Origin of the sequence: Streptomyces sp. NBC_00576 (assembly GCF_036345175.1) — a bacterium.
GTDB lineage: Bacteria > Actinomycetota > Actinomycetes > Streptomycetales > Streptomycetaceae > Streptomyces.
Window position 1 is genome coordinate 8,796,866 of the sequence record NZ_CP107780.1, and the last position, 26,505, is coordinate 8,823,370.

24 protein-coding genes are annotated in these 26,505 nt (G+C 70.6%); 17 read left to right on the forward strand and 7 right to left on the reverse strand.

Annotated features, from left to right (window positions below; all coding sequences use genetic code 11):
- Window positions 1-120: 120 nt before the first annotated feature.
- A complete protein-coding gene (locus OG734_RS38350; RefSeq protein ID WP_330292015.1) occupies window positions 121-1,242 on the forward strand; it encodes a glycosyltransferase family 4 protein in 1,122 nt (373 codons plus the stop codon).
- A gap of 15 nt (window positions 1,243-1,257) precedes the next feature.
- Here OG734_RS38350 and OG734_RS38355 read toward each other — a convergent pair whose 3' ends face one another.
- The 3 genes from OG734_RS38355 to OG734_RS38365 form a co-directional block, all read right to left on the reverse strand.
- Entirely contained in the window at window positions 1,258-2,901 is a 1,644-nt protein-coding gene (locus tag OG734_RS38355) for a PucR family transcriptional regulator (RefSeq protein WP_330292016.1), read from the reverse strand.
- Between the two features lie 66 nt (window positions 2,902-2,967).
- Window positions 2,968-4,350 carry an FAD-binding oxidoreductase gene (locus OG734_RS38360; protein ID WP_330292017.1) on the reverse strand — a complete coding sequence of 461 codons (1,383 nt, stop codon included), beginning with the start codon at window positions 4,348-4,350 and terminating at the stop codon, window positions 2,968-2,970.
- 70 nt (window positions 4,351-4,420) lie between these two features.
- On the reverse strand, window positions 4,421-6,223 hold the full coding sequence (locus OG734_RS38365) for a glycoside hydrolase family 15 protein (protein ID WP_330293943.1): 1,803 nt from the start codon (window positions 6,221-6,223) through the stop codon (window positions 4,421-4,423).
- A gap of 532 nt (window positions 6,224-6,755) precedes the next feature.
- On the opposite strand from OG734_RS38365, the gene OG734_RS38370 reads away from it, so the two are divergent.
- The 12 genes from OG734_RS38370 (at window position 6,756) to OG734_RS38425 (ending at window position 20,687) form a co-directional block, all read left to right on the forward strand.
- A complete protein-coding gene (locus tag OG734_RS38370; protein ID WP_330292018.1) occupies window positions 6,756-8,423 on the forward strand; it encodes a CTP synthase in 1,668 nt (555 codons plus the stop codon).
- Between the two features lie 136 nt (window positions 8,424-8,559).
- The gene (locus OG734_RS38375) at window positions 8,560-9,189 is read left to right on the forward strand and encodes an NUDIX hydrolase (RefSeq protein ID WP_330292019.1); all 630 of its coding nucleotides are present in this window, start codon (window positions 8,560-8,562) and stop codon (window positions 9,187-9,189) included.
- A gap of 171 nt (window positions 9,190-9,360) precedes the next feature.
- On the forward strand, window positions 9,361-11,457 hold the full coding sequence (locus OG734_RS38380) for a tetratricopeptide repeat protein (protein ID WP_330292020.1): 2,097 nt from the start codon (window positions 9,361-9,363) through the stop codon (window positions 11,455-11,457).
- Between the two features lie 143 nt (window positions 11,458-11,600).
- Window positions 11,601-12,716, forward strand: coding sequence for an alanine dehydrogenase (ald, locus tag OG734_RS38385; RefSeq protein ID WP_330293944.1), 1,116 nt, complete (start codon window positions 11,601-11,603; stop codon window positions 12,714-12,716).
- Between the two features lie 434 nt (window positions 12,717-13,150).
- Window positions 13,151-14,287 (forward strand): ParA family protein, encoded by a 1,137-nt coding sequence (locus OG734_RS38390; RefSeq protein WP_318322486.1) that lies wholly within the window; start codon window positions 13,151-13,153, stop codon window positions 14,285-14,287.
- A complete protein-coding gene (locus OG734_RS38395) occupies window positions 14,272-14,865 on the forward strand; it encodes a hypothetical protein (RefSeq protein ID WP_330292021.1) in 594 nt (197 codons plus the stop codon). Before OG734_RS38390 ends, OG734_RS38395 begins: the two co-directional genes overlap by 16 nt.
- Window positions 14,866-14,883: 18 nt before the next feature.
- Window positions 14,884-15,903 (forward strand): segregation and condensation protein A, encoded by a 1,020-nt coding sequence (locus OG734_RS38400; protein WP_330292022.1) that lies wholly within the window; start codon window positions 14,884-14,886, stop codon window positions 15,901-15,903.
- Window positions 15,900-16,556 (forward strand): SMC-Scp complex subunit ScpB, encoded by a 657-nt coding sequence (gene scpB, locus OG734_RS38405; protein ID WP_330292023.1) that lies wholly within the window; start codon window positions 15,900-15,902, stop codon window positions 16,554-16,556. The genes OG734_RS38400 and scpB overlap by 4 nt, the downstream gene beginning before the upstream one ends.
- A complete protein-coding gene (locus OG734_RS38410) occupies window positions 16,556-17,734 on the forward strand; it encodes a pseudouridine synthase (RefSeq protein WP_330292024.1) in 1,179 nt (392 codons plus the stop codon). The genes scpB and OG734_RS38410 overlap by 1 nt, the downstream gene beginning before the upstream one ends.
- A gap of 323 nt (window positions 17,735-18,057) precedes the next feature.
- Window positions 18,058-18,894 carry an NUDIX hydrolase gene (locus tag OG734_RS38415; RefSeq protein WP_330292025.1) on the forward strand — a complete coding sequence of 279 codons (837 nt, stop codon included), beginning with the start codon at window positions 18,058-18,060 and terminating at the stop codon, window positions 18,892-18,894.
- Entirely contained in the window at window positions 18,891-19,913 is a 1,023-nt protein-coding gene (locus tag OG734_RS38420) for an ADP-ribosylglycohydrolase family protein (protein ID WP_330292026.1), read from the forward strand. Before OG734_RS38415 ends, OG734_RS38420 begins: the two co-directional genes overlap by 4 nt.
- A 3-nt stretch (window positions 19,914-19,916) precedes the next feature.
- Window positions 19,917-20,687 (forward strand): nucleotidyltransferase domain-containing protein, encoded by a 771-nt coding sequence (locus tag OG734_RS38425; RefSeq protein WP_330292027.1) that lies wholly within the window; start codon window positions 19,917-19,919, stop codon window positions 20,685-20,687.
- On the opposite strand, the gene OG734_RS38430 is transcribed toward OG734_RS38425, so the two are convergent.
- Genes OG734_RS38430 through OG734_RS38445 form a run of 4 tightly spaced genes read right to left on the reverse strand, consistent with a single transcriptional unit; the run spans window position 20,613 to window position 23,106 of the window.
- A complete protein-coding gene (locus OG734_RS38430) occupies window positions 20,613-21,377 on the reverse strand; it encodes a nucleotidyltransferase domain-containing protein (protein ID WP_330292028.1) in 765 nt (254 codons plus the stop codon). The two genes, OG734_RS38425 and OG734_RS38430, sit on opposite strands and share 75 nt — an antisense overlap.
- Window positions 21,378-21,399: 22 nt before the next feature.
- A complete protein-coding gene (locus OG734_RS38435; RefSeq protein WP_330292029.1) occupies window positions 21,400-21,807 on the reverse strand; it encodes a Rieske (2Fe-2S) protein in 408 nt (135 codons plus the stop codon).
- A complete protein-coding gene (locus OG734_RS38440; RefSeq protein WP_330292030.1) occupies window positions 21,804-22,394 on the reverse strand; it encodes a DUF6529 family protein in 591 nt (196 codons plus the stop codon). Before OG734_RS38440 ends, OG734_RS38435 begins: the two co-directional genes overlap by 4 nt.
- 28 nt (window positions 22,395-22,422) lie before the next feature.
- On the reverse strand, window positions 22,423-23,106 hold the full coding sequence (locus OG734_RS38445) for a hypothetical protein (protein ID WP_330292031.1): 684 nt from the start codon (window positions 23,104-23,106) through the stop codon (window positions 22,423-22,425).
- Window positions 23,107-23,376: 270 nt separating this feature from the next.
- Here OG734_RS38445 and aroH point away from each other — a divergent pair, with 270 nt between their 5' ends.
- From aroH to OG734_RS38465, 4 genes are all read left to right on the forward strand, one after another.
- Window positions 23,377-23,739: a chorismate mutase gene (gene aroH, locus OG734_RS38450; protein WP_330292032.1), complete on the forward strand. Its 363-nt coding sequence runs from the start codon at window positions 23,377-23,379 to the stop codon at window positions 23,737-23,739.
- Window positions 23,736-24,821, forward strand: a complete 1,086-nt coding sequence (locus OG734_RS38455) for a prephenate dehydrogenase (RefSeq protein WP_330292033.1) — start codon at window positions 23,736-23,738, stop codon at window positions 24,819-24,821. Before aroH ends, OG734_RS38455 begins: the two co-directional genes overlap by 4 nt.
- Before the next feature lie 268 nt (window positions 24,822-25,089).
- Complete coding sequence (gene cmk, locus OG734_RS38460; RefSeq protein WP_330292034.1) at window positions 25,090-25,767, forward strand: (d)CMP kinase; 678 nt, start codon at window positions 25,090-25,092, stop codon at window positions 25,765-25,767.
- Complete coding sequence (locus OG734_RS38465; protein ID WP_330292035.1) at window positions 25,725-26,468, forward strand: lysophospholipid acyltransferase family protein; 744 nt, start codon at window positions 25,725-25,727, stop codon at window positions 26,466-26,468. The genes cmk and OG734_RS38465 overlap by 43 nt, the downstream gene beginning before the upstream one ends.
- Window positions 26,469-26,505: the final 37 nt, after the last annotated feature.

Here is a 26,505-nt window from a genome sequence, read left to right on the forward strand (position 1 = left end):
GGAATACCCCGTACCCGGAGGAAGCCGCGCGGTACACCCCTTCCGCCCAAACCTTCTGTACGTTTCGTCCGTGTCCTTTCTTCGTGACCGCCCGACGCTGAACCAGGAGCCCCCGGCCACGTGACCAGCCACTCACCGCACGGTCAGTCACCGCTGCGCACCGTGCAGGTGCTCGGCGGCGGCAACGCCGGCAGCAGCGCGCACGTGCGTTCGCTGGCCGCGGGGCTCGTCGCCAGGGGCGTGCGCGTGAGCGTGTGCGCCCCCTCCGATGCCGACCAGGCCTACGACTTCACCGGCGCCGGTGCCGAACACGTGCCCATTCCGCGCAGCAGCGACCCCGGCTCGGTGGCGGCGCTGCGCGCGGCCTGTTCGAACGCCGACCTCGTGCACGCGCATGGGCTGCACGCCTCCTTCCGGGCCGCCCTCGCGCTCAGCGGGCGCCGTACCCCGCTCGTCGTCACCTGGCACAACCGCGCGTACGTCGAAGGGCCGCGCGCCCATCTGCTGCGGGTGCTGGAGCGGCGGGTCGTGAAGGCCGCCGCCGTCGTCCTCGGGACCTCCTCCGACCTCGTGGACCGGGCCAGACGGCGCGGGGCCCGGGATGCCCGGCTGTCCGCCGTGGCGCTGCCCACCCCGCGCGGGGCCATGGGGTGGGACGAGTCCGACCGGTCCAAGACACGGGCCGAACTCGGTGCCGCGGACCGTCCGCTGCTCATGGCCGTCGGCTCCCTCGACCGGCACCGGGGATACGACATCCTGCTGGACGCCGTACGCGCGTGGCGTGGCCTCGATCCCGCGCCGCTCCTCGTGATCGCGGGGGAGGGGCCGCTGCGGGCGGAGTTGCAGGGCCGCATCGAGAAGGAGGGGTTGCCGGTCCGGCTCGTCGGGCGGCGTGACGATGTGAGCGAACTGCTCACTGCCGCCGATCTCGCACTCCTGCCGAGCCGTTGGGAGTCGCGCTCCGTTTTCGCCCAGGAAGCCCTCCACGCGCGCGTGCCACTGATCGCGGCCGCCGTGGGAGGCGTTCCCGAGCTGGTCGGGGACGCGGCCGAACTCGTCCCCTACGGTGACGCGGCGGCGCTCGGCGAGGCCGTGGTGCGGCTTCTCGGGGATCCGGAGCGCCGGGAACACCTCAAGGAGCGGGGCGTCCGGCAGATCGGCACCTGGCCCACCGAGGACGAGACCGTCGCCCAAGTGCTGAGTGTCTACGACGAGTTCACGCAACTGCGGCCGCTGACCTGAAGGTCTGTCCGCCGGTCAGCTCACATGCCTGCGGGCCCGTAGCGCCAGGCTCAGTGCCAGTACCGTCTGCGGGTCGTCCAGGTCCGTGCCGAGCAACTCCCCGATCCTCGCGAGGCGGTTGTAGAGGGTCTGGCGGTTGAGGTGGAGTTCGCGGGCCGTTTCCGCCTTGCGGCCCGCGTGCGCCAAGTAGGTCTCCAGCGTGGGCAGCAGTGGCGGCTTGGAGCGCTGGTCGTGGGTGCGCAGCGGGCCGATCGCGCGGTCCACGAAGGCCGCCAGGTCCGGCTGGTCGCGCAGGCGCCACAGCAGCAGGTCGATGTCCAGCCGACGGGCGTCGTACCAGGGGCGGTCCGGCAGGCCCTGGGCCGCCGTCGCCGTCTCCGCCGCGTGGCGCAGGCTCGCAGAGGCCGCCGCCCAGCCGCCGGCGACCCCGACCACGACGACCGGCGGCTGGGCGCCCGGGCGTTGCATCCCGGCGCGTTCCACACCCGCCCGCAGCGCCGCCGCGACCCGGTCGGCGACCGTCGGACGCTCCGACTCCGTACGCAGGGCCACCAGCAGCGGCACGCGCCCCTCGACCGGCCGTACGCCCAGCAGCACCGGCACGCCCACCGACGCCAGCTCCTCCGTGACCGCGCGGGCCAGCACCGCCCAGCCGCCCCCCGGGGACAGCGTGTCGCCGAGCCGCATCACCATCGGCAGCAGGGGGCCGGTGCCGGGCTTGAAGCCGAGGACGCGGGCCTGCGCGGGCGCCGCCTCCGCGTCGATACGGCCCTCGGCGAGATCGGTGAGGAAGTCGCCGCGGCCACGCGCCGCCAGTTCCTCCTCCTGGCGGGCCTGCATCAGGACGACGGCCAGGATGCCCGCAGCCCGTTCGGCGGCGATGCGGTGCACGGGGGCAAGGGGTTCGAGGACGGGCAGCAGAACCAGGCGTGCGCGCACCGAACCGGTGCCGGGGCCGCCCCCGGGGACATCGACGAGCACGGCACCGGCAGGAGGCGGCGCGTCCTTCTGCTGGGCTCGCAGGCCCTCCCACACCTGGAGCGGGTCGGCGCCCTCGGGGCCGGCTCCGGCTGCGTACAGGAGCTGGCCGTCCGTCGTCTCCAGGAACACCGGGTTGCCGCTGAAGTCGGCCAGGATGCCGAGGACCTGCGGGATACCGCCGCCGCCCAGCAGGGCCTCCGTGCAGCGCCGGTGGACCTCCTCGGCCCGCTGCAGCAGCGCGTAGTGGCCGTTGACGATCTCGGTGTGGATCTCCTCCGTGACGGCCACGAACGCCACCTCGCGGTGCAGCTGGACCAGGGGGAGACCGGTCGAGCGGGCCGTTTCCACGAGGGCCGCGGGCAGCCGGGTGAAGCGGGGGCCCAGCTCCACGACGAGCGCCGCGATGCCCCGCTCGGCGAGGGTACGGACGAACGCGCGCTGCTCGGCCGGGCGGGTGCCGAGCCCGTACCCGGTCGTCAGGAGCAGCTCGCCGCCCTTGAGCAGCGAGGCGATGTGCGGCACCTCGCCCGCGTGCACCCACCGCACGGTCCGCCCCAGCCGGTCGGCGCCCGCCAGGATCTCCGGCAGCCCACTGCGCAGCCCGGGCAGCTCGAGCGCCCGCTGCACGGTGATGCCGGCGCCCCGGGTCTCGTAACGGCTGTCCGCACGGCTGTCCATGCAGCGGACGCTACCCGCACCTACGTACGGCTGACGACCTGCCCATTAGCGGTACGCGCGGCTCGCCTACGACGGAACGATGTTGTGATTGAAGCGGAACACGTTGTCCGGGTCGTACTGGCGCTTCACCGACGCCAGCCGGCGCGTGTTCTCGGCGCCCAGGCCCGCGATCACGCGCTCCGCGCCCTCGTCGCCGATGAAGTTGAGATAGACCGCGCCGGTGCTCCACGGCCGGACGGCGGTACGGACGTTGTGGACCCACTGGACGCAGCGTATGTCGTCCGCCTGGTCCTCCCAGATGCCGAAGGGGTGGACGGCCCACGGGGCGTCCCGGTAGGGGACGGGGTACTCGGACGGGCCGTCGGCGACCGCGCCGCCGTACGGGAAGAGCACGTGTTTGGTGCCCGTCGGCATCGGCAGGGAGTTCCCGGCGGCGCAGAACACGGCCACGAAGTCGTCGGGGGCGCCTGTCAGGTACTCCGCCGACCAGTAGTTCCGCATCCCGGGCGGATCGTCGATCATGCACTGGAAGTCGGCGTACGGGATCGCGGTGACGACCTCCGCCTCGTGCGGCAGCGCCAGCAGCGGTTCCGCGAGCTTGCGCATGTCCTCCTCAGGGCCCGCGTACGCCAGCAGCGCCCCGCACAGCAGCTGTCCGACCAGGTGCGACGGTACGAACTCCTCGGGCGGTCCCATGAGGTAGAGGACGCCGCCGCTCGCCTCGACCGGGCCGGCCTCGATCACGTCGCGGTAGGTGCGCGTCACCTCGCGGCCGAACTCCGGGAGGTAGAGAACGAGGGCGATGGAGAACGCGGGCAGTTCGTGCAGTTTGAGGGTGAGTGAGGTGGCGACGCCGAAGTTTCCGCCGCCGCCGTGCAGGGCCCAGAACAGCTCCGGGTGCTGCTCGGCGCTCGCGTGCACCGCGCTGCCGTCGGCGGTCACCAGGCCGACGCCGATGAGGTTGTCGACGGCGAGACCGCAGGAACGCTCCAGCCAACCGCTGCCACCGCCCAGGACGAAGCCGCCGACCCCGGTCGTGGAGGCCCGCCCGCCGGTGGTCGCCAACCCGTACGGCTGGGTCGCCCGGTCCAGGTGGCTCATCAGGGCCCCGCCCTGGACCCGTACCGACTGCGTCGACCGATAGACGGTCACCTCGTGCATCCGGCGCAGGTCGATCACCAGACCGCCGTCGTTCAGGGCCATGCCCGCCACGCTGTGGCCGCCGCCGCGCACCGCGATGCGCAGATCCAGGTCACGGGCGAAGCGCACGGAACGGGCCACGTCGGCTTCGTCCGCACACTGCGCGATCACCGCCGGACGCCGGTCGATCATGGCGTTGAAGACGGTTCGGGCGTCGTCGTACCCGGGATCCCCCGGGGCGAACACGTCGCCGGTCAGATCCTCGCGCAGCGCGGAAAGGGCCGCGCCCGCCTTCGAGTGGGAAGCCATGGCCGCCGCCTTCCGAAAAGGGGCTTTTATGTACTTCCCAGACTAGGTGGACGCGGCCCGTCGGTCGCGCTCAGCCGCCGTACGCCCCCGAAGCCGTCAGCCTCAGAGCCGTGTCGATCAGCGGGACGTGGCTGAAGGCCTGCGGGAAGTTGCCCACCTGACGCTTGAGACGCGGGTCCCACTCCTCGGCCAGCAGGCCCAGGTCGTTGCGGAGGTCGAGGAGCTTCTCGAAGAGCTTGCGGGCCTCGTCGACCCGGCCGATCATCGCGAGGTCGTCCGCCATCCAGAACGAGCAGGCGAGGAACGCGCCCTCGTCGCCCGGCAGCCCGTCGAGGTTCTCGTCGCTGCCCGAGGTCGGGTAGCGCAGGATGAAGCCGTCCGACGTGGACAGTTCGCGCTGGATGGCTTCGATGGTGCCGATCACCCGCTTGTCGTCGGGAGGCAGGAAGCCCATCTGCGGGATCAGCAGCAGGGAGGCGTCCAGTTCCTTCGAGCCGTACGACTGTGTGAAGGTGTTGCGCTCCTTGTCGTAACCCTTCTCACACACGTCCCGGTGGATGTCGTCGCGCAGTTCGCGCCACTTCTCCAGCGGGCCGTCCGCGTCGCCGGACTCGATGAGCTTGATCGTGCGGTCCACCGCGACCCAGGCCATGACCTTGGAGTGCACGAAGTGCCGGCGTGGACCGCGCACCTCCCAGATGCCCTCGTCGGGCTCGTCCCAGTGCTGCTCCAGATAGCGGATCAGCTTCAGCTGGAGGAGGGAGGCGTAGTCGTTGCGGGCCAGACCCGTCATGTGGGCCAGGTGCAGGGCCTCGGTGACCTCGCCGTACACATCCAGCTGGAGCTGGTGCGCGGCACCGTTGCCGACCCGGACGGGGCCCGAGTTCTCGTAGCCGGGCAGCCAGTCCAACTCGGCCTCGCCCAGCTCCCGTTCGCCCGCGATGCCGTACATGATCTGCAGGTTCTCCGGGTCGCCGGCGACCGCGCGCAGCAGCCACTCGCGCCAGGCGCGGGCCTCGTCGCGGTAGCCGGTGCGCAGCAGGGAGGAGAGGGTGATGGCCGCGTCGCGCAGCCAGGTGTAGCGGTAGTCCCAGTTGCGTACGCCGCCGATGTCCTCCGGGAGGGAGGTGGTGGGGGCGGCGACGATGCCGCCGGTCGGCGCGTACGTCAGGGCCTTCAGTGTGATGAGTGAGCGGACGACGGCCTCCCGGTAGGGGCCGTGGTACGTGCACTGCTCGACCCACTCGCGCCAGAACTCCTCGGTGGCGTCGAGGGACTGCTCCGGCTCGGGCAGCGGGGGCGGCTGCTTGTGCGAGGGCTCCCAGGAGATGGTGAACGCGATCCGGTCGCCCGGTGCCACCGTGAAGTCGGCGTACGTCGTCAGGGACTTGCCGTACGTCTCGGCGGTGGTGTCGAACCACACAGAGTCGGGGCCCGCGACGGCGACCGTCCGCCCCTCGTGCTTGTGCACCCACGGCACGACACGGCCGTACGAGAAGCGCATCCGCAGGGCCGAGCGCATCGGGACCCGCCCGCTGACGCCCTCCACGATGCGGATCAGCTGTGGGGCGCCGTCGCGAGGGGGCATGAAATCGGTCACTCTGACCGTGCCGCGCGGGGTGTCCCACTCGGATTCGAGGATCAGCGAGTCGCCCCGGTAGCGGCGGCGGGCCGCCACGGGGGGTTCTGCGTCCGTCGCGTGCGCGGGACCGAGGCGCCAGAAGCCGTGCTCCTCGGTGCCGAGCAGTCCCGCGAAGACGGCATGGGAGTCGAAGCGGGGCAGGCACAGCCAGTCGACTGTGCCGTTCCGGCAGACCAACGCGGCGGTCTGCATGTCTCCGATGAGTGCGTAGTCTTCGATGAGCCCGGCCACGTGCAACTCCAGTCGAACGGCCACGTCGCCCCCGAAAGAAAAAAAGGGGGTCTCGCTCTTGCGGTCAAGGGTTCGTTGTTCAAGCGTCGTTGAGCGGTGAAGCAAACACCAATCTTTGCTCAACGGACTGACGAGCTCTCGTTGTTCCGGGGTTACGGGCTGGGGTGGTGCCGTGTCGCCGGTCGGGCTCGGCAGAGAGTGTCCGAGGAGCATACGACGCACTCAGATGATCCGCGTGCCGCTCTGGACAACCCGGGTCCGCTGAACGAGTGAAGCTCGGGTGAGCGGGCACTGTTTCGAGTGAGCGCCGGACAGGGTGATGGTGACTCGTGTACGGGATGTGTGTTCGCGTGTGCGCGGAGCGTGGCCGGAAGCCATGCCCCCGGGTCGCTGATACCCTGGTAGCCCGTGGACCGGTGGGCAGGAAACCCCCGAACCGCAGCGACGGCTCCTCCAGTGAAATCCCGGAAAGCTCCGGGCCGGGCGGCCGTAACGCACCCCAGACCGCGACCACGGGAGCCCCGCCTTGGCCATGACACCCGCTGCTTTCCGAAACAGCTCAGCCACGACGACCAAGCACATCTTCGTCACCGGGGGTGTCGCCTCCTCGCTCGGCAAGGGGCTGACGGCCTCCAGCCTCGGCATGCTCCTCAAGGCGCGCGGCCTGCGGGTCGTCATGCAGAAGCTCGACCCGTACCTCAACGTCGACCCCGGCACGATGAACCCCTTCCAGCACGGTGAGGTGTTCGTCACGCACGACGGCGCCGAGACCGACCTGGACATCGGCCACTACGAGCGTTTCCTCGACCGCGACCTCGACGGCTCGGCCAACGTCACCACCGGCCAGATCTACTCCACGGTGATCGCGAAGGAGCGGCGCGGCGAGTACCTGGGCGACACCGTGCAGGTCATCCCGCACATCACCAACGAGATCAAGCACCGCATCCGCCGGATGGCCACCGACGAGGTCGACGTGGTCATCACCGAGGTCGGCGGCACGGTCGGGGACATCGAGTCGCTGCCCTTCCTGGAGACCGTGCGTCAGGTCCGCCACGAGGTCGGCCGCGACAACGTGTTCGTCGTCCACATCTCGCTGCTGCCCTACATCGGCCCCTCCGGCGAGCTGAAGACCAAGCCGACCCAGCACAGCGTGGCCGCCCTGCGGAACATCGGTATCCAGCCGGACGCGATCGTGCTGCGCTGCGACCGCGAGGTCCCCACCGCGATCAAGCGCAAGATCTCCCTGATGTGCGACGTCGACGAGGCCGCCGTGGTGGCCTGTCCCGACGCCCGCTCGATCTACGACATCCCCAAGACCGTGCACCGCGAGGGCCTGGACGCCTATGTCGTCCGCAAGCTGGACCTGCCCTTCCGGGACGTGGACTGGACGACCTGGGACGACCTCCTGGACCGCGTGCACAACCCCGCCCACGAGATCAACCTGGCCCTGGTCGGCAAGTACATCGACCTGCCCGACGCCTACCTCTCGGTCACCGAGGCGCTGCGCGCGGGCGGATTCGCCAACCACGCGCGCGTGAAGATCAAGTGGGTCACCTCGGACGACTGCAAGACCCCCGCGGGTGCCGAGAAGCAGCTGGGGGACGTGGACGCGATCTGTATCCCGGGCGGCTTCGGCGACCGTGGCGTGTCCGGCAAGGTCGGCGCGATCCAGTACGCCCGCGAGCACAAGATCCCGCTGCTGGGGCTGTGCCTGGGCCTGCAGTGCATCGTCATCGAGGCGGCCCGCAACCTGGCCGGCATCGAGGACGCCAACTCCACCGAGTTCGACCCCGCCACCGCCCACCCGGTCATCTCGACGATGGCCGAGCAGCTCGACATCGTCGCGGGCGACGGCGACATGGGCGGCACGATGCGCCTGGGCATGTACCCGGCCAAGCTCGCCGAGGGCTCCATCGTGCGCGATGTGTACGACGGCAAGGAGTACGTCGAGGAGCGCCACCGGCACCGCTACGAGGTCAACAACAGCTACCGCGCCGAACTGGAGAAGAAGGCCGGTCTGCAGTTCTCCGGCACCTCCCCGGACGGCAAGCTCGTGGAGTACGTCGAGTACCCGCGTGAGGTGCACCCCTACCTGGTGGCCACCCAGGCCCACCCGGAGCTGCGCTCCCGGCCCACCCGCCCCCACCCGCTCTTCGCCGGCCTCGTCAAGGCCGCCGTCCAGCGCAAGACGGGCAAGTAGCGCAAGGGCTGTACGGTGACCGGGGTGCGTGCCTTTTGGGGTGCGTGCCCCGGTTTCTTGTACCGGTCCCTGGGCCGGTTCTCGGGCCGGTTCGTTGTGTACGGGCGGGATGCGGGATGCGGGAGGACAAGTCGACATGACCACCATCAAGGACACTCCGGAGGAGTGGGAGATCCGGGCGACGGAGACCCCCTTCGTGGGTAACAAGACCTCCGTGCGCACCGACGAGGTGGTCATGCCCAACGGCTCGGTGGTGGGCCGCGACTACCAGGTCCACCCCGGCTCCGTGGGCATCGTCGCCCTCGACGACGAAGGCCGGGTCCTGCTGATCCGGCAGTACCGCCACCCCGTCCGGCAGCGGCTCTGGGAGATCCCGGCCGGCCTGCTCGACGTACCTGGCGAGAATCCGCTGCACGCCGCCCAGCGAGAGCTGTACGAGGAGGCGCACGTCAAGGCCGAGGACTGGCGGGTGCTGGCCGACGTCTACCCCACTGCGGGCGGGTGCGACGAGGCTGTACGGATCTTCCTGGCCCGGAATCTGTCCGAGGCCGAGGGGCAGCGCTTCGAGGTCGAGGACGAGGAGGCCGACATGGAGTACGCGCGCGTGCCCGTCGACGAACTCGTCAGGGGCGTCCTCGCCGGCGAAGTGCACAGCAACTGCCTTGTCGTGGGCGTCCTTTCGCTGGTGGCGGCCGAGAAGGGCGACGGACTCGACGCGCTGCGTCCGGCCGAGGCGCCGTGGCCGGCCCGGCCCTTCGACGCCTGAGACGCCCTCTTGGGTCGCCCGTCGAGCCCGGTGTGACCATCGCCTGATCCGATCGGGCGACCTGCCCGCCGTGCTCCGCACAGATCGTTGCAGAGCGTGAACTAGGCTCTGGAAACGCCCGAACCGGAGTCCCGGCGGGCTTGCGCGTGCAGGTGGACGGGAGTGTGGCCCGTGACGGATCAGGCGGTGGACACAGACGGCACGAAGCTGTCCGGAAACGATCGCTCGCCCGCTCCTACGGACAGTCAGTTCCTCGGCCGCACAAGAGAGTTGAAGGAACTGCGTGCCGACATCGAGCGCGCCGGACTCGACACTCTCGCGGGCCGGAAGGCCCCCCGTGCGCGCGTACTGCTCATTGCCGGCAAGCCCGGCTCGGGCCGCAGCGCGCTCGCCGAGGAGCTGGCCCGGCAGGTCGCGGACAGTTACCCGGACGGTGTGCTGCGCGCCCGGCTCGCCGAACCCGACGGCACGCGCGTGCCGACCGAACGCACCGCCCGCGAGCTGCTGACCGCCCTTGAGCTGCCCACCCCGCCCGGCGCCGACGAGGACGAGCTGTCCGAGGCGCTGCGCGACGCGCTGGCCGACCGGCGGATGCTGCTCCTGCTCGACGACGCGGCCGACGCCGAGCAGGTCGACGCGCTGCTGCCGGACAACCCCGACTGCCTGGCGGTCGCCGTCTCCGGGGGGCCGTTGACCGGGATCTCCGACGTCCGTCCGTGCACCCTGGGTGGCCTTGACACCAAGTCCGCGGTGGAACTGCTGGGCCGCTTCACGGGGGCGGTGCGCATCACCGTGGACCCCCGCGCCGCCGAAGGGCTCGCCGAGGCGTGTCAGGGGCAGCCCGCCGCGCTGATGCTGGCCGGCGGCTGGCTCGCGGCCCGGCCCAACGCGGCCGTCTCCGACCTCGCCAAGCAACTGCACGCCGAGAGCGAGGAGGGCACCGCCCTCAGCCGCGTCTTCCGCCTCGTATACGCCTCGCTGCCCACCACGGCCGCCCGGATACTGCGACTGCTTGTGCTGGCCCCCGGCGGCCTGGTCGACCCGCAGACCGCCTCCGCCCTGGCCGGCTGCCCGGTTGGCGGCGCCCGCGCCACCCTGGACGACTTCGTCGCCCTGAGCCTCCTGACGGCCGTTGACTCGCCGCTGCCGCAGTACGAGGTCCCCGGCTGCCTGCTGCCCCTCCTGCGCCCCCTGGCCGAGTCCCAGGACCGCCCGGCCGAGCTCCAGCTGGCCCGGGCCCGGATGCTGGAGCGGACGGTACGGCTGCTGGTGTCCTGCCGGGCGATCACCGAGACCGACAGCCCGCTGGCCCGAGAGAAACTCCTCGGCACGCCCAGCTCGCTGCGCTTCCCGAACCCGAGGGCGGCGGCGGACTGGCTGGAGATCCGCAGGCCCGCCCTGCTCGCCGCGGCCCGCATGGCCGTGGCCGACGGGGAGCTGGACACACTGGCCCGCCGCCTGATGTCCGCCCTGGTCAAGGCCATGGTCGCGCACATCGGTACCCAGGCCGCCGCACCCGACCTGTACGGCATCCACCGCCTCGTCCTCGATGTCGCCGAACGCCGCGAACTGCCCCGCGAACGGGCCGCCGCCCTGCTGAACCTCGCCGACCTGGACGCGCAGACCGGCCGTACGAACGACGCGCTGGCCCGCTACCGGGCCGCGCTGGACGCCGGACGTGAGGCGAACGATCCGTATGCGACCGGGCGCGCGATGGAATCCGTAGGGGGCGCACACCAGGAGCTCGGGGACTACGACCGTGCCGCCGACTGGTACGGGCGTGCGCTCGCCCAGCGCCTGGCGCGCGACGAGCGCGAGGACGCCGCCCGGCTGTACGGCCGCATCGCCGCCGCGCACACCTACGCGGGCCGCTACGGCGAGGCGTTGCGCAACTGGCGTGCCGCGGTGGCTGGTTACCGCAAGAACGGCGATGTGGGCGCGCACGCACGGGCGTTGAGCGAGCTGGCGCGGGTCCAGGAGTACGCGGGGCGGCCCGAGGAGTCGCTGCGCACCTGCCAGGAGGCGGTGGAGTGGGCCCGCCGCGCCGACGACGTACGGCTGCAGGCGGCGCTCCAGCTTCGGCTGGCCGACACGCTGGAGCACCTCGGTGATCCGGCGGCGGCGCGGCTGCACCGGGGCGAGGCCGAGCTGCTGCTGGGCGACGAGCCGGACCCCCAGGAGAGCGAGCCTGACCTCCCCGAAGGCGGTCCTGACCTGGAACACGACGCTAACGCCTACGAAATCCGTAGTACATCAGTCGAAGATTGATGCATTGAAAGGCTAGACACCGAGAACGCCTTCATTAGACTGGCTCTACCGCACCTTCTCCTGCGGTCTCCTGGTGTGCCCATGCACGTCCGGGTATGCATTGCTATGCCCCCACATCCTCTGAGCCAAGGACCGTGATCGACGTGAAGGTCGGCATCCCCCGCGAGGTCAAGAACAACGAGTTCCGCGTGGCCATCACCCCTGCCGGCGTGCACGAGCTGGTGCGCCACGGTCACCAGGTCGTCATCGAGCGGAACGCCGGCGTCGGCTCCTCGATCACGGACGACGAGTTCGTGGCCGCCGGTGCGCGCATCCTTGCGACGGCCGACGAGGTGTGGGCCACCGCCGACCTGCTGCTGAAGGTCAAGGAGCCCATCGCCGAGGAGTACCACCGCCTCCGCAAGGACCAGACGCTCTTCACGTACCTGCATCTGGCCGCCTCCAAGGAGTGCACCGACGCGCTCGTCGAGTCCGGCACCACGGCGATTGCCTACGAGACCGTCGAGCTGCCCGGTCGCGCCCTGCCGCTGCTCGCCCCGATGTCGGAGGTCGCCGGCCGGCTGGCCCCGCAGGTCGGCGCCTACCACCTGATGCGCTCGGTCGGCGGACGTGGCGTGCTCCCCGGTGGCGTCCCCGGCACGCAGCCCGCGCGGGCCGTCGTCATCGGCGGCGGCGTCTCCGGCTGGAACGCCACGCAGATCGCCGTCGGCATGGGTTTCCACGTCACGCTGCTCGACCGCGACATCAACAAGCTGCGCGAGGCCGACAAGGTCTTCGGCACCAAGGTCCGGGCGATCATGTCCAACTCCTTCGAGCTGGAGAAGGCCGTCCTGGACGCCGACCTCGTCATCGGCGCGGTGCTCATCCCCGGTGCCAAGGCCCCGAAGCTGGTCACCAACGAACTGGTGTCGCGGATGAAGCCGGGGAGCGTTCTCGTGGACATCGCGATCGACCAGGGCGGCTGCTTCGAGGACTCGCGTCCCACGACCCACGCCGAACCGACCTTCCCGATCCACGGATCGGTGTTCTACTGCGTCGCCAACATGCCCGGCGCGGTGCCCAACACGTCGACCTACGCGCTCACCAACGCCACGCTGCCGTACATCGTGGAACTCGCCGACCGCGGCTGGGTGGCGGCGCTGCGCCGCGATCCCGCGCTCGCCAGGGGCCTCAACACGCATGACGGCAAGGTCGTTTACCGCGAGGTCGCGGAGGCGCACGGGCTGGAGCACGTCGAGTTGGAATCGCTGCTCGGCTGAGCTTCCCGGCCGTCTCGCGGGTGCTCCCGGTCGACTAAACGACCAAGTCATCAGCGAGTAAAAGGCGATACGTCAACAGGGGTCGTCAACGCCCCGCACCCCGCCGGACCTTGCCGAACAAGGTCCGGCCGGATGTGTGTATGGTCACTTTGCGACACTCGTTCAACTCGCCTCGAACGTAACGCTTCAACCGATTCGCGCACCGGTGAACCCTGCCGTGCGACGGCCGTACGCCCTTGACAGAGGGATGTTTCATTGCCGACACATCGGGCCGGGTCCGGCGGATTGTGTTGCTGCGAACGGCCGACACGCCATAGAGTCGCCAACCGTCGGCATGGTGCCACGCTGACCTATCGAGAAGTTTCCTGGTCACCAAGGAGGTAAGACGACTTGTGAATGAGTCGACATTTACTCCCGGGGGTGGTCAACCAGGAATGCCGGCGCGGGGATCGGGCCCCACGGGGCTCGCGGCTGTCGGCTCCGTCGCGGTCCGCACCTTCGCAGCCCATCAGGGTCACCAGATGCCAGGGGTGACTCAGCCAGCACACATGAGCATGGATGGTCATCACGTGAACGCCATGGCCGGCGACGGTAGTGGCGGGGTCCACAACCACTTCGCCGACTACGACGAACTGCCCGACGGGCACTTCTACGACCCCGACGCCGAGTACGAGCCCGATCCGGAGTACGCGGCCACGCTCGCGCCCGACGCGGCCCGTCAGCGCCGCGAGCGCATCGGTCCCACCGGACGCCCGCTGCCCTACTTCCCGATCCCGGGTCCGCTGACCAGTCACGGCCCCGCGACGATCGTCGCGATGTGCAACCAGAAGGGCGGCGTCGGCAAGACGACGTCGACCATCAACCTGGGTGCCGCACTCGCGGAGTACGGACGCCGGGTCCTGCTGGTCGACTTCGACCCGCAGGGCGCCCTCTCCGTGGGCCTCGGCGTGAACCCGATGGAACTCGACCTGACGGTCTACAACCTGCTCATGGAGCGGGGGATGTCCGCGGACGAGGTCCTGCTGAAGACCGCGGTCCCGAACATGGACCTGCTTCCGAGCAACATCGACCTGTCCGCGGCCGAGGTGCAGCTGGTGTCGGAGGTCGCGCGCGAGTCGACGCTCCAGCGCGCCCTGAAGCCGCTCATGGCCGACTACGACTACATCGTGATCGACTGTCAGCCCTCACTCGGCCTGCTCACCGTGAACGCCCTGACGGCGGCTCACAAGGTGATAGTGCCTCTGGAGTGCGAGTTCTTCGCACTGCGCGGTGTCGCGCTGCTGACGGAGACCATCGAGAAGGTCCAGGAGCGGCTGAACCCGGAACTGGAGCTCGACGGGATCCTCGCCACGATGTACGACTCACGCACGGTGCACAGCCGTGAGGTGCTCGCACGTGTCGTCGAGGCCTTCGACGACCACGTCTACCACACGGTCATCGGACGCACGGTCCGCTTCCCGGAGACCACGGTCGCCGGCGAGCCGATCACCACGTACGCCTCGAACTCCGTCGGTGCCGCCGCCTATCGCCAGCTCGCCAGGGAGGTGCTCGCCCGGTGTCACGCCGAGTGAGTCTGCCGGGGGCCGACGAACTGTTCCGTACCACGGGGGGCATGGCGCTCCAGTCGTCCACTCCCAGGCGCCAGGCCAACGGCGAGGCCCGGGTACCGGGTCCCGCCGGGGAGAGCGACGGGGCCGCCGCGGACGACGCACCGCACTCGGTGCCCGTCCAGGGCGGTGACGGTGACGGCGACGAGCATGTCGCCGCCGGTGCGGACTCGGCCGGTACCGGGGAGTCGCGCAGCCGGGGGGGCACCGCGGAGCGTTCGATGCGGCGCCAGGGCGAGCAGGAAGGTTCTGCCTCCGGGCAGCAGGGGCCCTCACCACAGTCGGTGTCGGCGTCCCGCAAGCGCGGACGGGCCCCCTCGCGGCGGCCCAGCGGGCGTGAGCGGCACGACGAGAAGATCACGGTGTACGTCTCCGCCGAGGAGCTCATGGACCTGGAGCACGCGCGCCTGGTGCTGCGGGGCGAGCACGGGCTCGCGGTCGACCGCGGTCGGATCGTGCGCGAGGCGGTCGCGGTGGTCCTCGCGGATCTGGAGTCCCGTGGGGACGCGAGCATCCTCGTACGACGGTTGCGCGGCCGCTAGCGGTAGCCTGCGTGGGCCATGACCTCGAACGACGCCCCTGCCCCCGGCTCCGCCGGTCGTCGGCGTGTGCTGGGGCGGGGGCCGGGGGGCACGCCGCCGGTTCCGGTCGAAGAAGCAGCAGCCGAAGATGCAGTATCGGACGAAGCAGCAGTAACGGACGAGGCAGTAGCGGAAGTACCGGAGCCCCCGGTTCCGTCGACGGGACCCGACCCCGATGACGGGGCCGGGGTCTTCAAGGTCCGGCTCGCCAACTTCGAGGGGCCCTTCGATCTCCTCCTGCAGCTGATCTCCAAGCACAAGCTCGACGTCACCGAGGTCGCCCTCTCCAAGGTGACCGACGAGTTCATGGCGCACATCAGGGCGATGGGGCCGGACTGGGATCTCGACCAGACGACCGAGTTCCTGGTCGTCGCGGCCACTCTGCTCGATCTGAAGGCCGCGCGGCTGCTGCCCACCGCCGAGGTCGAGGACGAGGCCGACCTGGCCCTGCTGGAAGCGCGCGACCTGTTGTTCGCGCGGCTGCTCCAGTACCGCGCGTACAAGCAGGTCGCCGACATCTTCAGCCGCCGCCTCGACGACGAGGCCCGCCGCTATCCCCGTACCGTCGGACTCGAACCGCACCACGCCGAACTGCTGCCCGAGGTCGTCATCAGCATCGGGGCGGAGGGGTTCGCGAAGCTCGCGGTGAAGGCGATGCAGCCGAGGCCCAGGCCGCAGGTGTACGTCGACCACATCCACGCGCCCCTGGTGAGCGTGCAGGAGCAGGCCCAGATCGTGGTCGCGCGGCTGCGGGAGCTGGGCCGGGCCACCTTCCAGGACCTCGTCGAGGACACCGAGGACACGCTGACCGTCGTGGCGCGCTTCCTGGCCCTGCTGGAGCTGTACCGGGAGAAGGTCGTCGCCCTGGACCAGGAGACGGCGCTCGGGGAGCTGGTGGTGCGCTGGACGGGCGGGGAGGGCGATCGGGAGCCGACGGTCACCGACGAGTTCGACCGGCCGCCGGAGCCGGCGAAGCCAGGGAAGGATGAGAAGGCGTGAGCGAGGAGACCACCGAAGTGCCGGCCGGGCCGCGGACCGTCGCCGATCTCGATCTCAGGCCCGCCCTGGAGGCCGTCCTGATGGTCGTGGACGAACCCGCGACCGAGGAACACCTCGCGAAGATCCTCCAGCGGCCCCGGCGGCAGATCGCGGACGCCCTGCGTGCGCTGGCCGACGAGTACACCGTTCAGGGGCGCGGTTTCGAGCTGCGGCTCGTCGCCGGCGGCTGGCGTTTCTACTCCCGGCCCGAGTACGCGGCGGCCGTCGAAGGCTTCGTACTGGACGGGCAACAGGCCCGGCTCACCCAGGCCGCGCTGGAGACGCTCGCGGTCGTCGCGTACCGGCAGCCGGTCAGCCGCAGCCGGGTCTCGGCCGTCCGCGGAGTCAACTGTGACGGGGTCATGCGGACCCTGTTGCAGCGGGGTCTGGTCCAGGAGGCGGGGACGGAACCCGAAACAGGTGCGATCCTGTACACGACGACGAACTACTTCCTGGAGCGGATGGGCCTGCGAGGCCTGGACGAACTCCCGGAGCTCGCACCCTTCCTTCCGGAGGCGGACGCGATCGAGGCAGAGACGCTGGAAGGGGTCCCGTCGTTCGATCCGGATGCACCGGATGCAGATGCAGACGACACGACGACGACGGAACTTTGATGCGAAGCAGTAGCAGTGGCAGCGGCAAGAACAGTGGACGTGGCAAGCCCCGTGGGACCGGCGGTGGCGGCAACGCCCGTGGAGCCGGTGGTGGCGGCAACCCCCGCGGTTCCGGTGGGGCCGGCAACTCCAGGGGCGCCGGTGGGGGCGGCTCCCAGCCGAGGAGCGCGGGAGGGCGCGACGACAAGCCGAAGCGCGCCGCCAATCCGCGTCCCGAGGAGCGCCGGTACGACGTAGGCCCCACGCCGTCCCACGAAGGGCCGAAGTCCGGGCGCGGTGCCTCCGCGCGCGGCGGCGCCAAGGGCGGGCCCAAGAAGGGCCACCTCGGCACCGGACGAGGGCGCTGGGTTCCGGCGACCTCTCGCGAGTACGACGCGCGGGCCGAGGAGCGCAACCGGGAGCGGTACGCCGACAAGAAGGACGTCAAGCTGCCCAAGACGTTCCCGGGCGCCGAGCAGGAGGGCGAGCGGCTCCAGAAGATCCTCGCGCGTGCGGGCTACGGTTCCCGGCGGACCTGCGAGGAGCTGATCGAGCAGTCGCGCGTCGAGGTCAACGGCGAGATCGTGGTGGAGCAGGGGCTGCGCGTCGACCCCGAGCACGACGAGATCAAGGTCGACGGGCTGACGGTGGCCACGCAGTCGTACCAGTTCTTCTCGCTGAACAAGCCCGCGGGCGTCGTCTCGACGATGGAGGACAACGAGGGCCGGCAGTGCCTCGGCGACTACGTGACGAACCGCGAGACGCGGCTCTTCCACGTCGGGCGGCTCGACACCGAGACCGAGGGCGTCATCCTGCTCACCAACCATGGTGAGCTGGCGCACCGGCTGACCCACCCGAAGTACGGCGTGAAGAAGGTCTACCTCGCGCACATCGTGGGCCCGATCCCGCGCGACCTGGGCAAGCAGCTCAAGGACGGCATCCAGCTGGAGGACGGGTACGCGCGTGCGGACCACTTCCGGGTCGTCGAGCAGACCGGCAAGAACTACCTCGTGGAGGTCACTCTCCACGAGGGCCGCAAGCACATCGTGCGCCGCATGCTCGCGGAGGCCGGCTTCCCGGTCGACAAGCTGGTGCGCGTCTCCTTCGGTCCGATCACCCTGGGCGACCAGAAGTCGGGCTGGCTGCGTCGGCTGTCCAACACCGAGGTCGGCATGCTGATGCAGGAAGTCGATCTGTAGAAGCGCGGTAGTGCAGCGCGGTAGTGCGGTGGTGCAAAAGCGCTGAGTGGTTGTGCCGACGGTCGGTTCCGGAGCTTTTCCGGGGCCGGCCGTATTTGTTTTCCAGGCCCCGCCAGGGTGCGCCTGGGCGTACTGGAGGGGATTCGGCGTCCTCCAGGTCTCCCCGGCTCCCGCGACCCCTCCTGGGCGCCTGAGGGGCCGCTGAGGGGCTTTGGCGTATGGGAGTCGTCAAGAAGGCTTGTGCGGGCCGCTCGCGCTCTTTATAGTCGGGATGACTATTGGTCATGGTGACCATAAAGGGTGGCCGGGAGGGGGCGGGCGGCATGACCGCACCTGTGAACGGAGCGGCACGGGGCCGGGCCCCCGAGGGGTACGACAAGTACGCCTTCGAACCCTTCGCCGTCACCGTCGATCTGGCGGTCCTCACCCTCCGGGCGGGCGCGCTGCACGTGCTGCTCGTCGAGCGCGGTCATGAGCCGTACGCCGGCCGCTGGGCGCTGCCCGGAGGGTTCGTCCTGCCCGACGAGTCCGCGGAGACGGCGGCCCGGCGTGAACTCGCCGAGGAGACCGGTCTGTCGGACGTGTCCGGGCTGCACCTGGAGCAGCTGCGCACCTACAGCGAACCCGACCGCGACCCGAGAATGCGGGTCGTGTCCGTGGCCTTCGCCGCGCTGCTGCCGCACGCGCCCGAACCGCACGGCGGCGGGGACGCGGCGCAGGCTCAGTGGCTGCGGTACAACGCGCTGGGGCCGCTCGCCTTCGACCACGACCGCATTCTGGCCGACGCCCACGACCGGGTCGGCGCCAAGCTGGAGTACTCCTGCATCGCGACCGCCTTCTGCCCGCCCGAGTTCACCCTCGGCGAGCTGCGGAAGGTCTACGAGACCGTGTGGGGCACCGCGCTCGACCCGCCCAATTTCCGCCGCAAGGTCCTCGCCACCCCGGGCTTCGTCGAAGCCGTACCGGGCGCCGCGCGCCTCACCGGCGGCCGGGGCAAGCCCGCCGCGCTGTACCGCGCGGGCACCGCGGACACCCTGCACCCGCCGCTGCTGCGCCCGACCACGTCGGTGTCGCCCGCCGCGCCCCCCTCGTCACCGTCCCCTTCCTCGCCGTCCCCTTCGTCACCGTCTCCGTCGTCACCGAAAGGACGCCCCGCATGACCACCACGACCGTCAGGAAGCGCGCCGCGAGCGGGGCGTTGATCGGGCTCGCGCTCGGCGACGCCCTGGGCTTCCCGACCGAGTTCAGCGACATCCCGTCCATCCTCGCCAAGTGCGGGCCCTGGCGGCAGATGGAGCTGCCCACGCCCGCGATCGTCACCGACGACACCCAGATGACGCTGGCGCTCGCACACGGGCTGCGTACGGCGATGGACCGGGGGCTGCTCGCCCCGCTGCGGATGGAACGGCCGGTGCGCGAGGAGTTCGTGAACTGGTTCCAGTCGCCGGACAACAACCGGGCGCCCGGCCACACCTGCCTCGTCGCCTGCAACCTGCTCAAGAACGAGCGGCTGCCCTGGCAGGAGGCCAGCCAGATCGGTTCGAAGGGCTGCGGAGCCAACATGCGCGTGGCTCCCGTGGGCCTGGCCCCGGGGCTGAGCGACGAACAGCGCGCGGGCGCCGCCCAGTTGCAGGCCGCGTTCACCCATGGACACCCGACGGCCCTGGCCGCGTCCGACCTCACCGCGCACGCCGTACGACTGCTCGCCCAGGGCGCCGACCCCGCCGGGCTGGTGACCCTGCTCCGTACGTACGCGCACGAGAGCCGTAGCCACTACTACCACCGCTGGCTGGGCGACCTGTGGACGCACAGCCACGACCCGAGCCCCGAGCACTTCATCGCCCGCGGTTGGGACGAGTGCCTGGCGATCCTGGACCGGCTCCAGCTCGCCGTCCGCACCGCCTCGCCCGAGGACGACCCCTGCCTCGCCACCGGAGCCGGCTGGATCGCCGAAGAGGCCCTGGCCACCGGCCTGTTGTGCTTCCTGCTCTTCCCCGGCGAGCCCCTCACGGCCCTACGCCGCGCCGCCTGCACCTCGGGCGACTCGGACTCGATCGCCTGCCTGACCGGCGCCTTCGCCGGCGCCCACCACGGCACCGACGCCTGGCCGACTCGTTGGGTGGACCGCATCGAGTACGGGGGTGACCTGCAGACGCTGGGCGCGCTCTGGGACGCTTGACGGATGAACGATGCGCTCGGCCTCGCGGACCTCCCGGATCTCGACCTGGCGTCGGTGGTCGCCGAGCAGCCCGATCCGGTGCTCTTCGCCACCGTCTCGGGCGCCCATCTCTACGGTTTCCCGTCCCGCGACTCGGACGTGGACCTCCGAGGCGTCCATCTGCTGCCGGCCGCCGACCTGGTCGGGCTCCGGGAGCCGGCGGAGACCCGGTCGCGGATGTGGGTGCGGGACGGTGTCGAGCTGGACCTCGTCACCCACGATCTGCGCAAGTTCGTACGGCTGTTGCTGCGCCGCAACGGCTACGTGCTGGAGCAGCTGCTGTCCCCGCTGGTCGTGCACACCACCGACACGCACCGCGAACTCGCCGAACTCGCCCCCGGGGTTCTCACCAGTCACCACGCCCACCACTACCGGGGCTTCGCGGGCACACAGTGGCGGCTCTTCGGGACGAGCGGTGAACTCAAGCCGTTGCTGTACACGTTCCGTGCGCTGCTCACCGGCATCCAGCTGATGCGCGGTGGCGAGGTGCAGGCGCATCTGCCCACGCTCGTCGGGGAGATCGGCGAGGCCCCCGCGTATCTGCCGGAGCTGGTCGCGGCCAAGGCGGAGCGGGAGCACGGGCCGGCCGACGTCGACCACGCGCGCGTGGCGGGCGATGTGGAGGCGTTGCACCGGGTGCTGGACGAGGCGCAGGACGCCTCAGGGCTGCCGGATGCGCCCGTCGCGCACGACGCCCTGCACGACCTCGTCGTACGGGTCCGGCTGGCGGGCTGAGGCGCGGCGGGTGCGGATGAGGAAGTCCTCGACGCGTCGCCGGTCCGGTTCCTCCGGCAGCGGGCTGCGGTGGGACGCCGCCTCGGCCTCCGCGGCGAGACGGTTCATCCGGGACTGGACCTCCGGCCACGGCACCTCGCCCCGCTTGACCGCCAGCAGCGGGCCGCGCTCGTCGCCGACATCGATCGTCAGCGTGCCCGTGCGCAGCAGGTCGCGGCAGCTCATCAGGAGGCGCAGCAGGTGCATCGCGTGCTTCCAGCGCGGACCGCCGTGGATGCGCACGTCGGCCGCCAGCTTCTTGTGCTGGCCCAGCGCGTAGCGCGCGAACGTCTCGTGCGTCTGGCGGGAGAGGAACGCCCCGCGCAGGGCGAGGAGTTCGCGGCCGGTGTCGTCGGCGTACTCCACGAGGGGAGAGTGGAGGCACTCCAGGATGTTCGGGTTGGCCCGCAGAGCCAGTGTGCAGAAGCGTTCCAGCTCCCAGCTGAACTGCTCCTCCGCCGGGCCCTCCACATGCGTGGGTGGCTTCTCGAAGCGCCAGAACAGGGGAGTGGGCGCGAGGAACACCCCGCGCCGGTCCGTGTCGCTGCCGTCCGTCGCCAGACCGAAGGCGCGCGAACCCATCACGCAGGCGTAGACCGTGTGGTCGCGTACCAGGGCCTCGGGGCTCTCGGGGGTGGGATACGGGTGCATTCCGGGAGCGTACGCGTGACCCTCACGCCAGGCGGATCGAATTTCCCGTAACCGTGATCTTCTTCTCGGCCAGCGGCCGCGCGGCCGGCGGGTTGGCCACCGAACCGTCAGTGATGTTGAACTTGCTGCCGTGGCAGGTGCAGTTGATGGTGCCGCCCTTGACGTTGGCCACGGGGCACTGCTGGTGCGTACAGATCGACGTGAAGGCCTTGAACTCGCCCTCCTTCGGCTGTGTCACCACGACCTGCTCGTCCTTGAAGATCTTGCCGCCGCCGACCGGGATGTCGGCCGTCGTGGCCAGTTCCTGTCCGGGGGAGCCGGCGGAGACCGACGAGGACGCGGATTCGTCGCCGTACTCGCTGCATCCCGCCGTGAGCGCCGCCGCGCCCGTCGCGAGGAGGACCGTGCGTCGCGTCGGGCCTTGCGTCATGTCGTCACTCCGAAGTTGCGGAAGAACCAGAGGGCGGAAGTGAGCCAGACGATCGTCAGGACGGTGAAGACCAGTCCGCCGACGACCGGCAGCAGCCAGCCGGGCAGCCGATCCCAGCGAAGCAGCAGCATCTTTGCACTGAAAACGCCGAAGAAAAAGCAACCCAGGATGGAGTGCCACATAACGCGGGAATCGTAGGTTTGAAACCCGAACGCGTACAGACAGTGCACCGCCACCGGAACCGCCACCAGGAACGCGATCCGCCCCGACCAGCGGTGCAGTGTCGCCGACCAACTCGGGCCCGGCAGCTTCCCGTACACCATGAGCGCCGACACGACCTGGACGAGCGCGAAGCCGAACGCCACCGTCGCGAGCCAGGACTTCACCGCGCCCGTGCTGCTGAACCCGGCCAGGTTGAAGGCGGTGCCCTCCGGGTCGTGGACCTTGCCGTACACACCGAGGGCCACCGCCACGGCGGCGGCGACGAGCGCCGGGACGAGATAGCGGGCCGCGCTGGGGCCACTGGGGCCGGGGGCCGGCGGGCGCGGCGGGAAGCTCTGGGTGGCGGCGTTCGGGTCCACGGTCATGTTCGGCTCCCTGAGTGGAGGCGGTGCGTCATGGTGTGACCGGGCGGGCCGTGAGCCGCTGGCCGTCGATCGTCACCGCGCCGGTCTCCGGGTCGATCCGGGGCGCGGGGGAGGGCTTGCCGTCACGCTTGAGGATGCCGACCTGGTCCCCGGTGGACAGCACGATCCAGCCGCCGTCGATCTTGGCGTTCCGCACGGTCGCGGTCGCCCTGTAGAGCCCGGACGGCTTGACCGCCTTGTCCGCGGTGAAGGCGTAGTGCCCGCCCTCGATGTCGACCGTGCCTCGGATGCTCTTTTGCTTGAGGGTGCCGTTCAGCACGGAGCCGCCCTCGCCGGTGAGCTTCATGGAACCGTCGGCCTCGACATCGCCCTTCAGCCACGACTCCTTGTCGCGGCCGTCGCAGAAGTACGCGATCGCCCTGCCGTCGCGCAGTGAGACCGACACCGCGGAGGAGTCGTCGTCGGTACGGCCCGCGTAGTCCGCGTTCGGCGCGGGAGTCTTGGTGGGCGACGCGGACGGGGTCGCGGGTTCGGCAGGCGATGGGGACGCCTTCGTGGCGGTGGGTGCCGGAGACGGTGACACCTTGTCGGCGGGTGAGTCGGCCTGGGACGTGGACGCCGGCTTCGTCCCTGTCGTCGCATTGAGCGACAGCATGAACAGGGCCAACAACAGTCCCGCGAGCAGTGTGAATAGCGGTCCAGTGCGTTTCATCGGGCCTCCCCCGAGGCGAGCTTCCTGCTATGAGAGCGGACCCGCGCCTCCACGTCCAGGGCGCACAGGCGTGTTCGCACTCCAAGTCGCGGATTGGGGCGAATCGGGTGACATTGGCAAAGCCCGGTGTGGGTCGCGCGGCGCGTCTCAGCGGGCGGGCGCCGCGCGTCCGTTCCGCACGGGCTGACTAGGCTGGATGCAACAAGAGCCGATCCGTGGACCGAACACGTGGATCAGTTCCGCATACGTACATCAGCGAGGAGCATCACCGTGGCGGTACGAGCGGTCCGGGGCGCCGTCCAACTGGATCAGGACGAGGCCGGGCACATGGACGAGCGGGTCAGCGAGCTGCTCACCGCGGTCCTGGAACGCAACAGCCTCACCGCGGACGACCTGATCAGCGTCTGGTTCACGGCCACCCCCGACCTGCACAGCGACTTCCCGGCCGCCGCGGCCCGCAAGCTCGGCATCGTCGACGTACCGCTGATCTGTGCCCAGGAGCTGGACATCGAGGGCGCGATGCCGCGGGTGGTCCGGATCCTCGCGCACATCGAGTCGGACCTGCCCCGCGCCGACATCGCGCACGTCTACCTCGGTGCCGCGGCGGCCCTGCGCAAGGACATCGCCCAGTGAGAACCGCACTCGTCATCGGCACAGGCCTGATCGGTACGTCCGCCGCGCTCGCCCTCGCCTCACGCGGCGTCGTCGTCCATCTCACCGACCACGACCCCGAGCAGGCCCGTACGGCAGCCGCCCTGGGTGCCGGTACGGACGAGGTGCCGGAGGGGCCGGTCGACCTCGCGATCATCGCCGCGCCGCCCGCGCACGTGGCGGGCGCCCTCGCCGACGCGATGCGCCGGGGGGTCGCGCGCGGCTACCTCGACGTGGCCAGCGTCAAGGGCGGCCCGCGCCGCGAGCTGGAGGCGCTGGGTCTCGACCTGGCGTCGTACATCGGCTCGCACCCCATGTCGGGCCGCGAGAAGTCCGGCCCGCTGGCCGCGACCGGCGACCTCTTCGAGGGCCGTCCCTGGGTGCTGACGCCGACCCGCGACACCGACACCGAGGTGCTGAACCTCGCGCTGGAACTGGTCTCGCACTGCCGTGCCGTCCCCGTCGTCATGGACGCGGACGCCCACGACCGTGCCGTGGCCCTCGTCTCCCACATGCCGCATCTGGTCTCCAGCATGGTCGCGGCGCGGCTGGAGAACGCGGAGGAGTCGGCCGTACGGCTGTGCGGGCAGGGCATCCGGGACGTGACCCGGATCGCCGCGTCCGATCCCGGCATGTGGATCGACATCCTCTCCGCCAACCCCGGGCCGGTCGCCGACCTCCTCACGGACGTCGCCGCCGATCTGGAGGAGACGGTTCAGGCGCTGCGCTCACTCCAGTCCTCCGACGAGGCGAAGCGCCGCGAGGGTGTCACCGGGGTCGAGGATGTCCTGCGGCGCGGGAACGCCGGGCAGGTTCGGGTGCCCGGCAAGCACGGGTCCGCTCCGCGGGTGTATGAGGTGGTTGCCGTTCTTATCGACGACCAGCCTGGGCAGCTGGCCCGGATCTTCGCCGATGCGGGGCGGGCGGGGGTCAATATCGAGGATGTGCGGATCGAGCATGCGACGGGGCAGCAGGCGGGGCTTGTGCAGTTGATGGTGGAGCCGAAGGCTGCGCCTGTGCTTTCGGCTTCGCTGCGGGAGCGAGGGTGGGCGATTCGGCAGTAGGGGGTGGCCCGCCGTAGCCGGGGGCTCCGCCCCCAGACCCCCGATCGGCCCTGAAGGGGCCTCGTCCTCAAACGCCGGACGGGCTGATGAGGCCGGGGCCGGCGTCGATGAGGCACCGGACGGGCTGGGGCGGTTCGGGCCGTCGTCGAAGAGGTGTTGTACGGGCTGGCTACGGTGCGGCCGGATGAGTGACCCGCACCCAGTAACCTTGTCCGGGGCACCCAGCGCCCCCGCCCCACCACCCCGGACCAGGAAAGGTGCCTCCACAGTGGATCGCGCCGCAGTGATTGTCGCCATTGACGGGCCCTCCGGCACAGGCAAGTCGAGCACGTCCAAGGCCGTTGCCGCGCAGCTCGGGCTGGCCTACCTGGACACCGGGGCCCAGTACCGGGCGATCACCTGGTGGATGGTGAGCAACGGAATCGACATCACGGACCCCTCCGCGATAGCCGCCGTGGCAGGCAAGGCCGAGATCGTCTCCGGTACGGACCCGGAGAACCCGACGATCACCGTGGACGGCATCGACGTCGGCGGCCCGATCCGCACCCAGGAGGTCACCTCCAAGGTCAGCGCGGTGAGCGCCGTACCGGAGGTGCGTGCCCTGATCACCGAACTGCAGCGTTCCATCGCCGCGTCCGCCGAGAAGGGGATCGTCGTCGAGGGGCGCGACATCGGGACGACCGTGCTGCCCGACGCCGACCTGAAGATCTTCCTCACCGCTTCCCCGGAGGCGCGGGCCGCCCGCCGCAGCGGTGAGCTGAAGGGTGCCGACGTCAACGCCACCCGTGAGGCGCTGCTGAAGCGGGACGCGGCCGACTCCAGCCGCAAGACCTCGCCGCTCGCCAAGGCGGACGACGCGGTGGAGGTCGACACCTCCGAGCTGACCCTGCAGCAGGTCATCGAGTGCGTCGTCACCCTCGTCGAGGAGAAGCGGGACGCGAAGTGAGCGGACCGTCGAAGTCGTCGAAGGCGTCCGAGGTTCCTACGGCGCGGGGCGCCGAGGTCGGGCGGCGCATCGGTGTCGGCCTGATGTACGGGCTGTGGAAGCCGCGCGTGCTCGGTTCCTGGAAGGTGCCCGCGACCGGTCCGGTGATCCTCGCCGTCAACCACTCGCACAACATCGACGGGCCGATGGTCATCGGTGTGGCGCCCCGGGCGTCGCACTTCCTGGTCAAGAAGGAGGCGTTCATCGGGCCGCTCGCCCCCGCCATGCGCGCCCTCGGTCAGGTGGAGGTGGACCGCTCGACGGCCGACCGCACGGCGATCACCCACGCCCTGGGTGTGCTGGCGAGCGGCGGGGTGCTCGGGATCTTTCCCGAGGGCAGCCGGGGCGACGGCGACTTCGCCTCGCTGCGCGCCGGTCTCGCCTACTTCGCGGTGCGGAGTGGAGCTCCCGTCGTTCCCGTGGCCGTCCTGGGAAGTTCCGACCGGCGGGGACGGTTGATAAAAGGGCTGCCTCCGCTGCGCAGTCGCGTCGACGTGGTCTTCGGTGACCCGTTCGTCGCGGGCGACGGCACCGGGCGGCGTACGCGCACGGCGCTGGACGAGGCGACCGTACACATTCAGAAGCAGCTCACCGCTCACCTGGAGAACGCCAGACGGCTCACCGGCCGCCAGGAAAACGCCGGGCGCCCCGCTGAGCGCTGAGAGACACTTGAGTACTTGAGCAGTTTGAGTAGTGGAT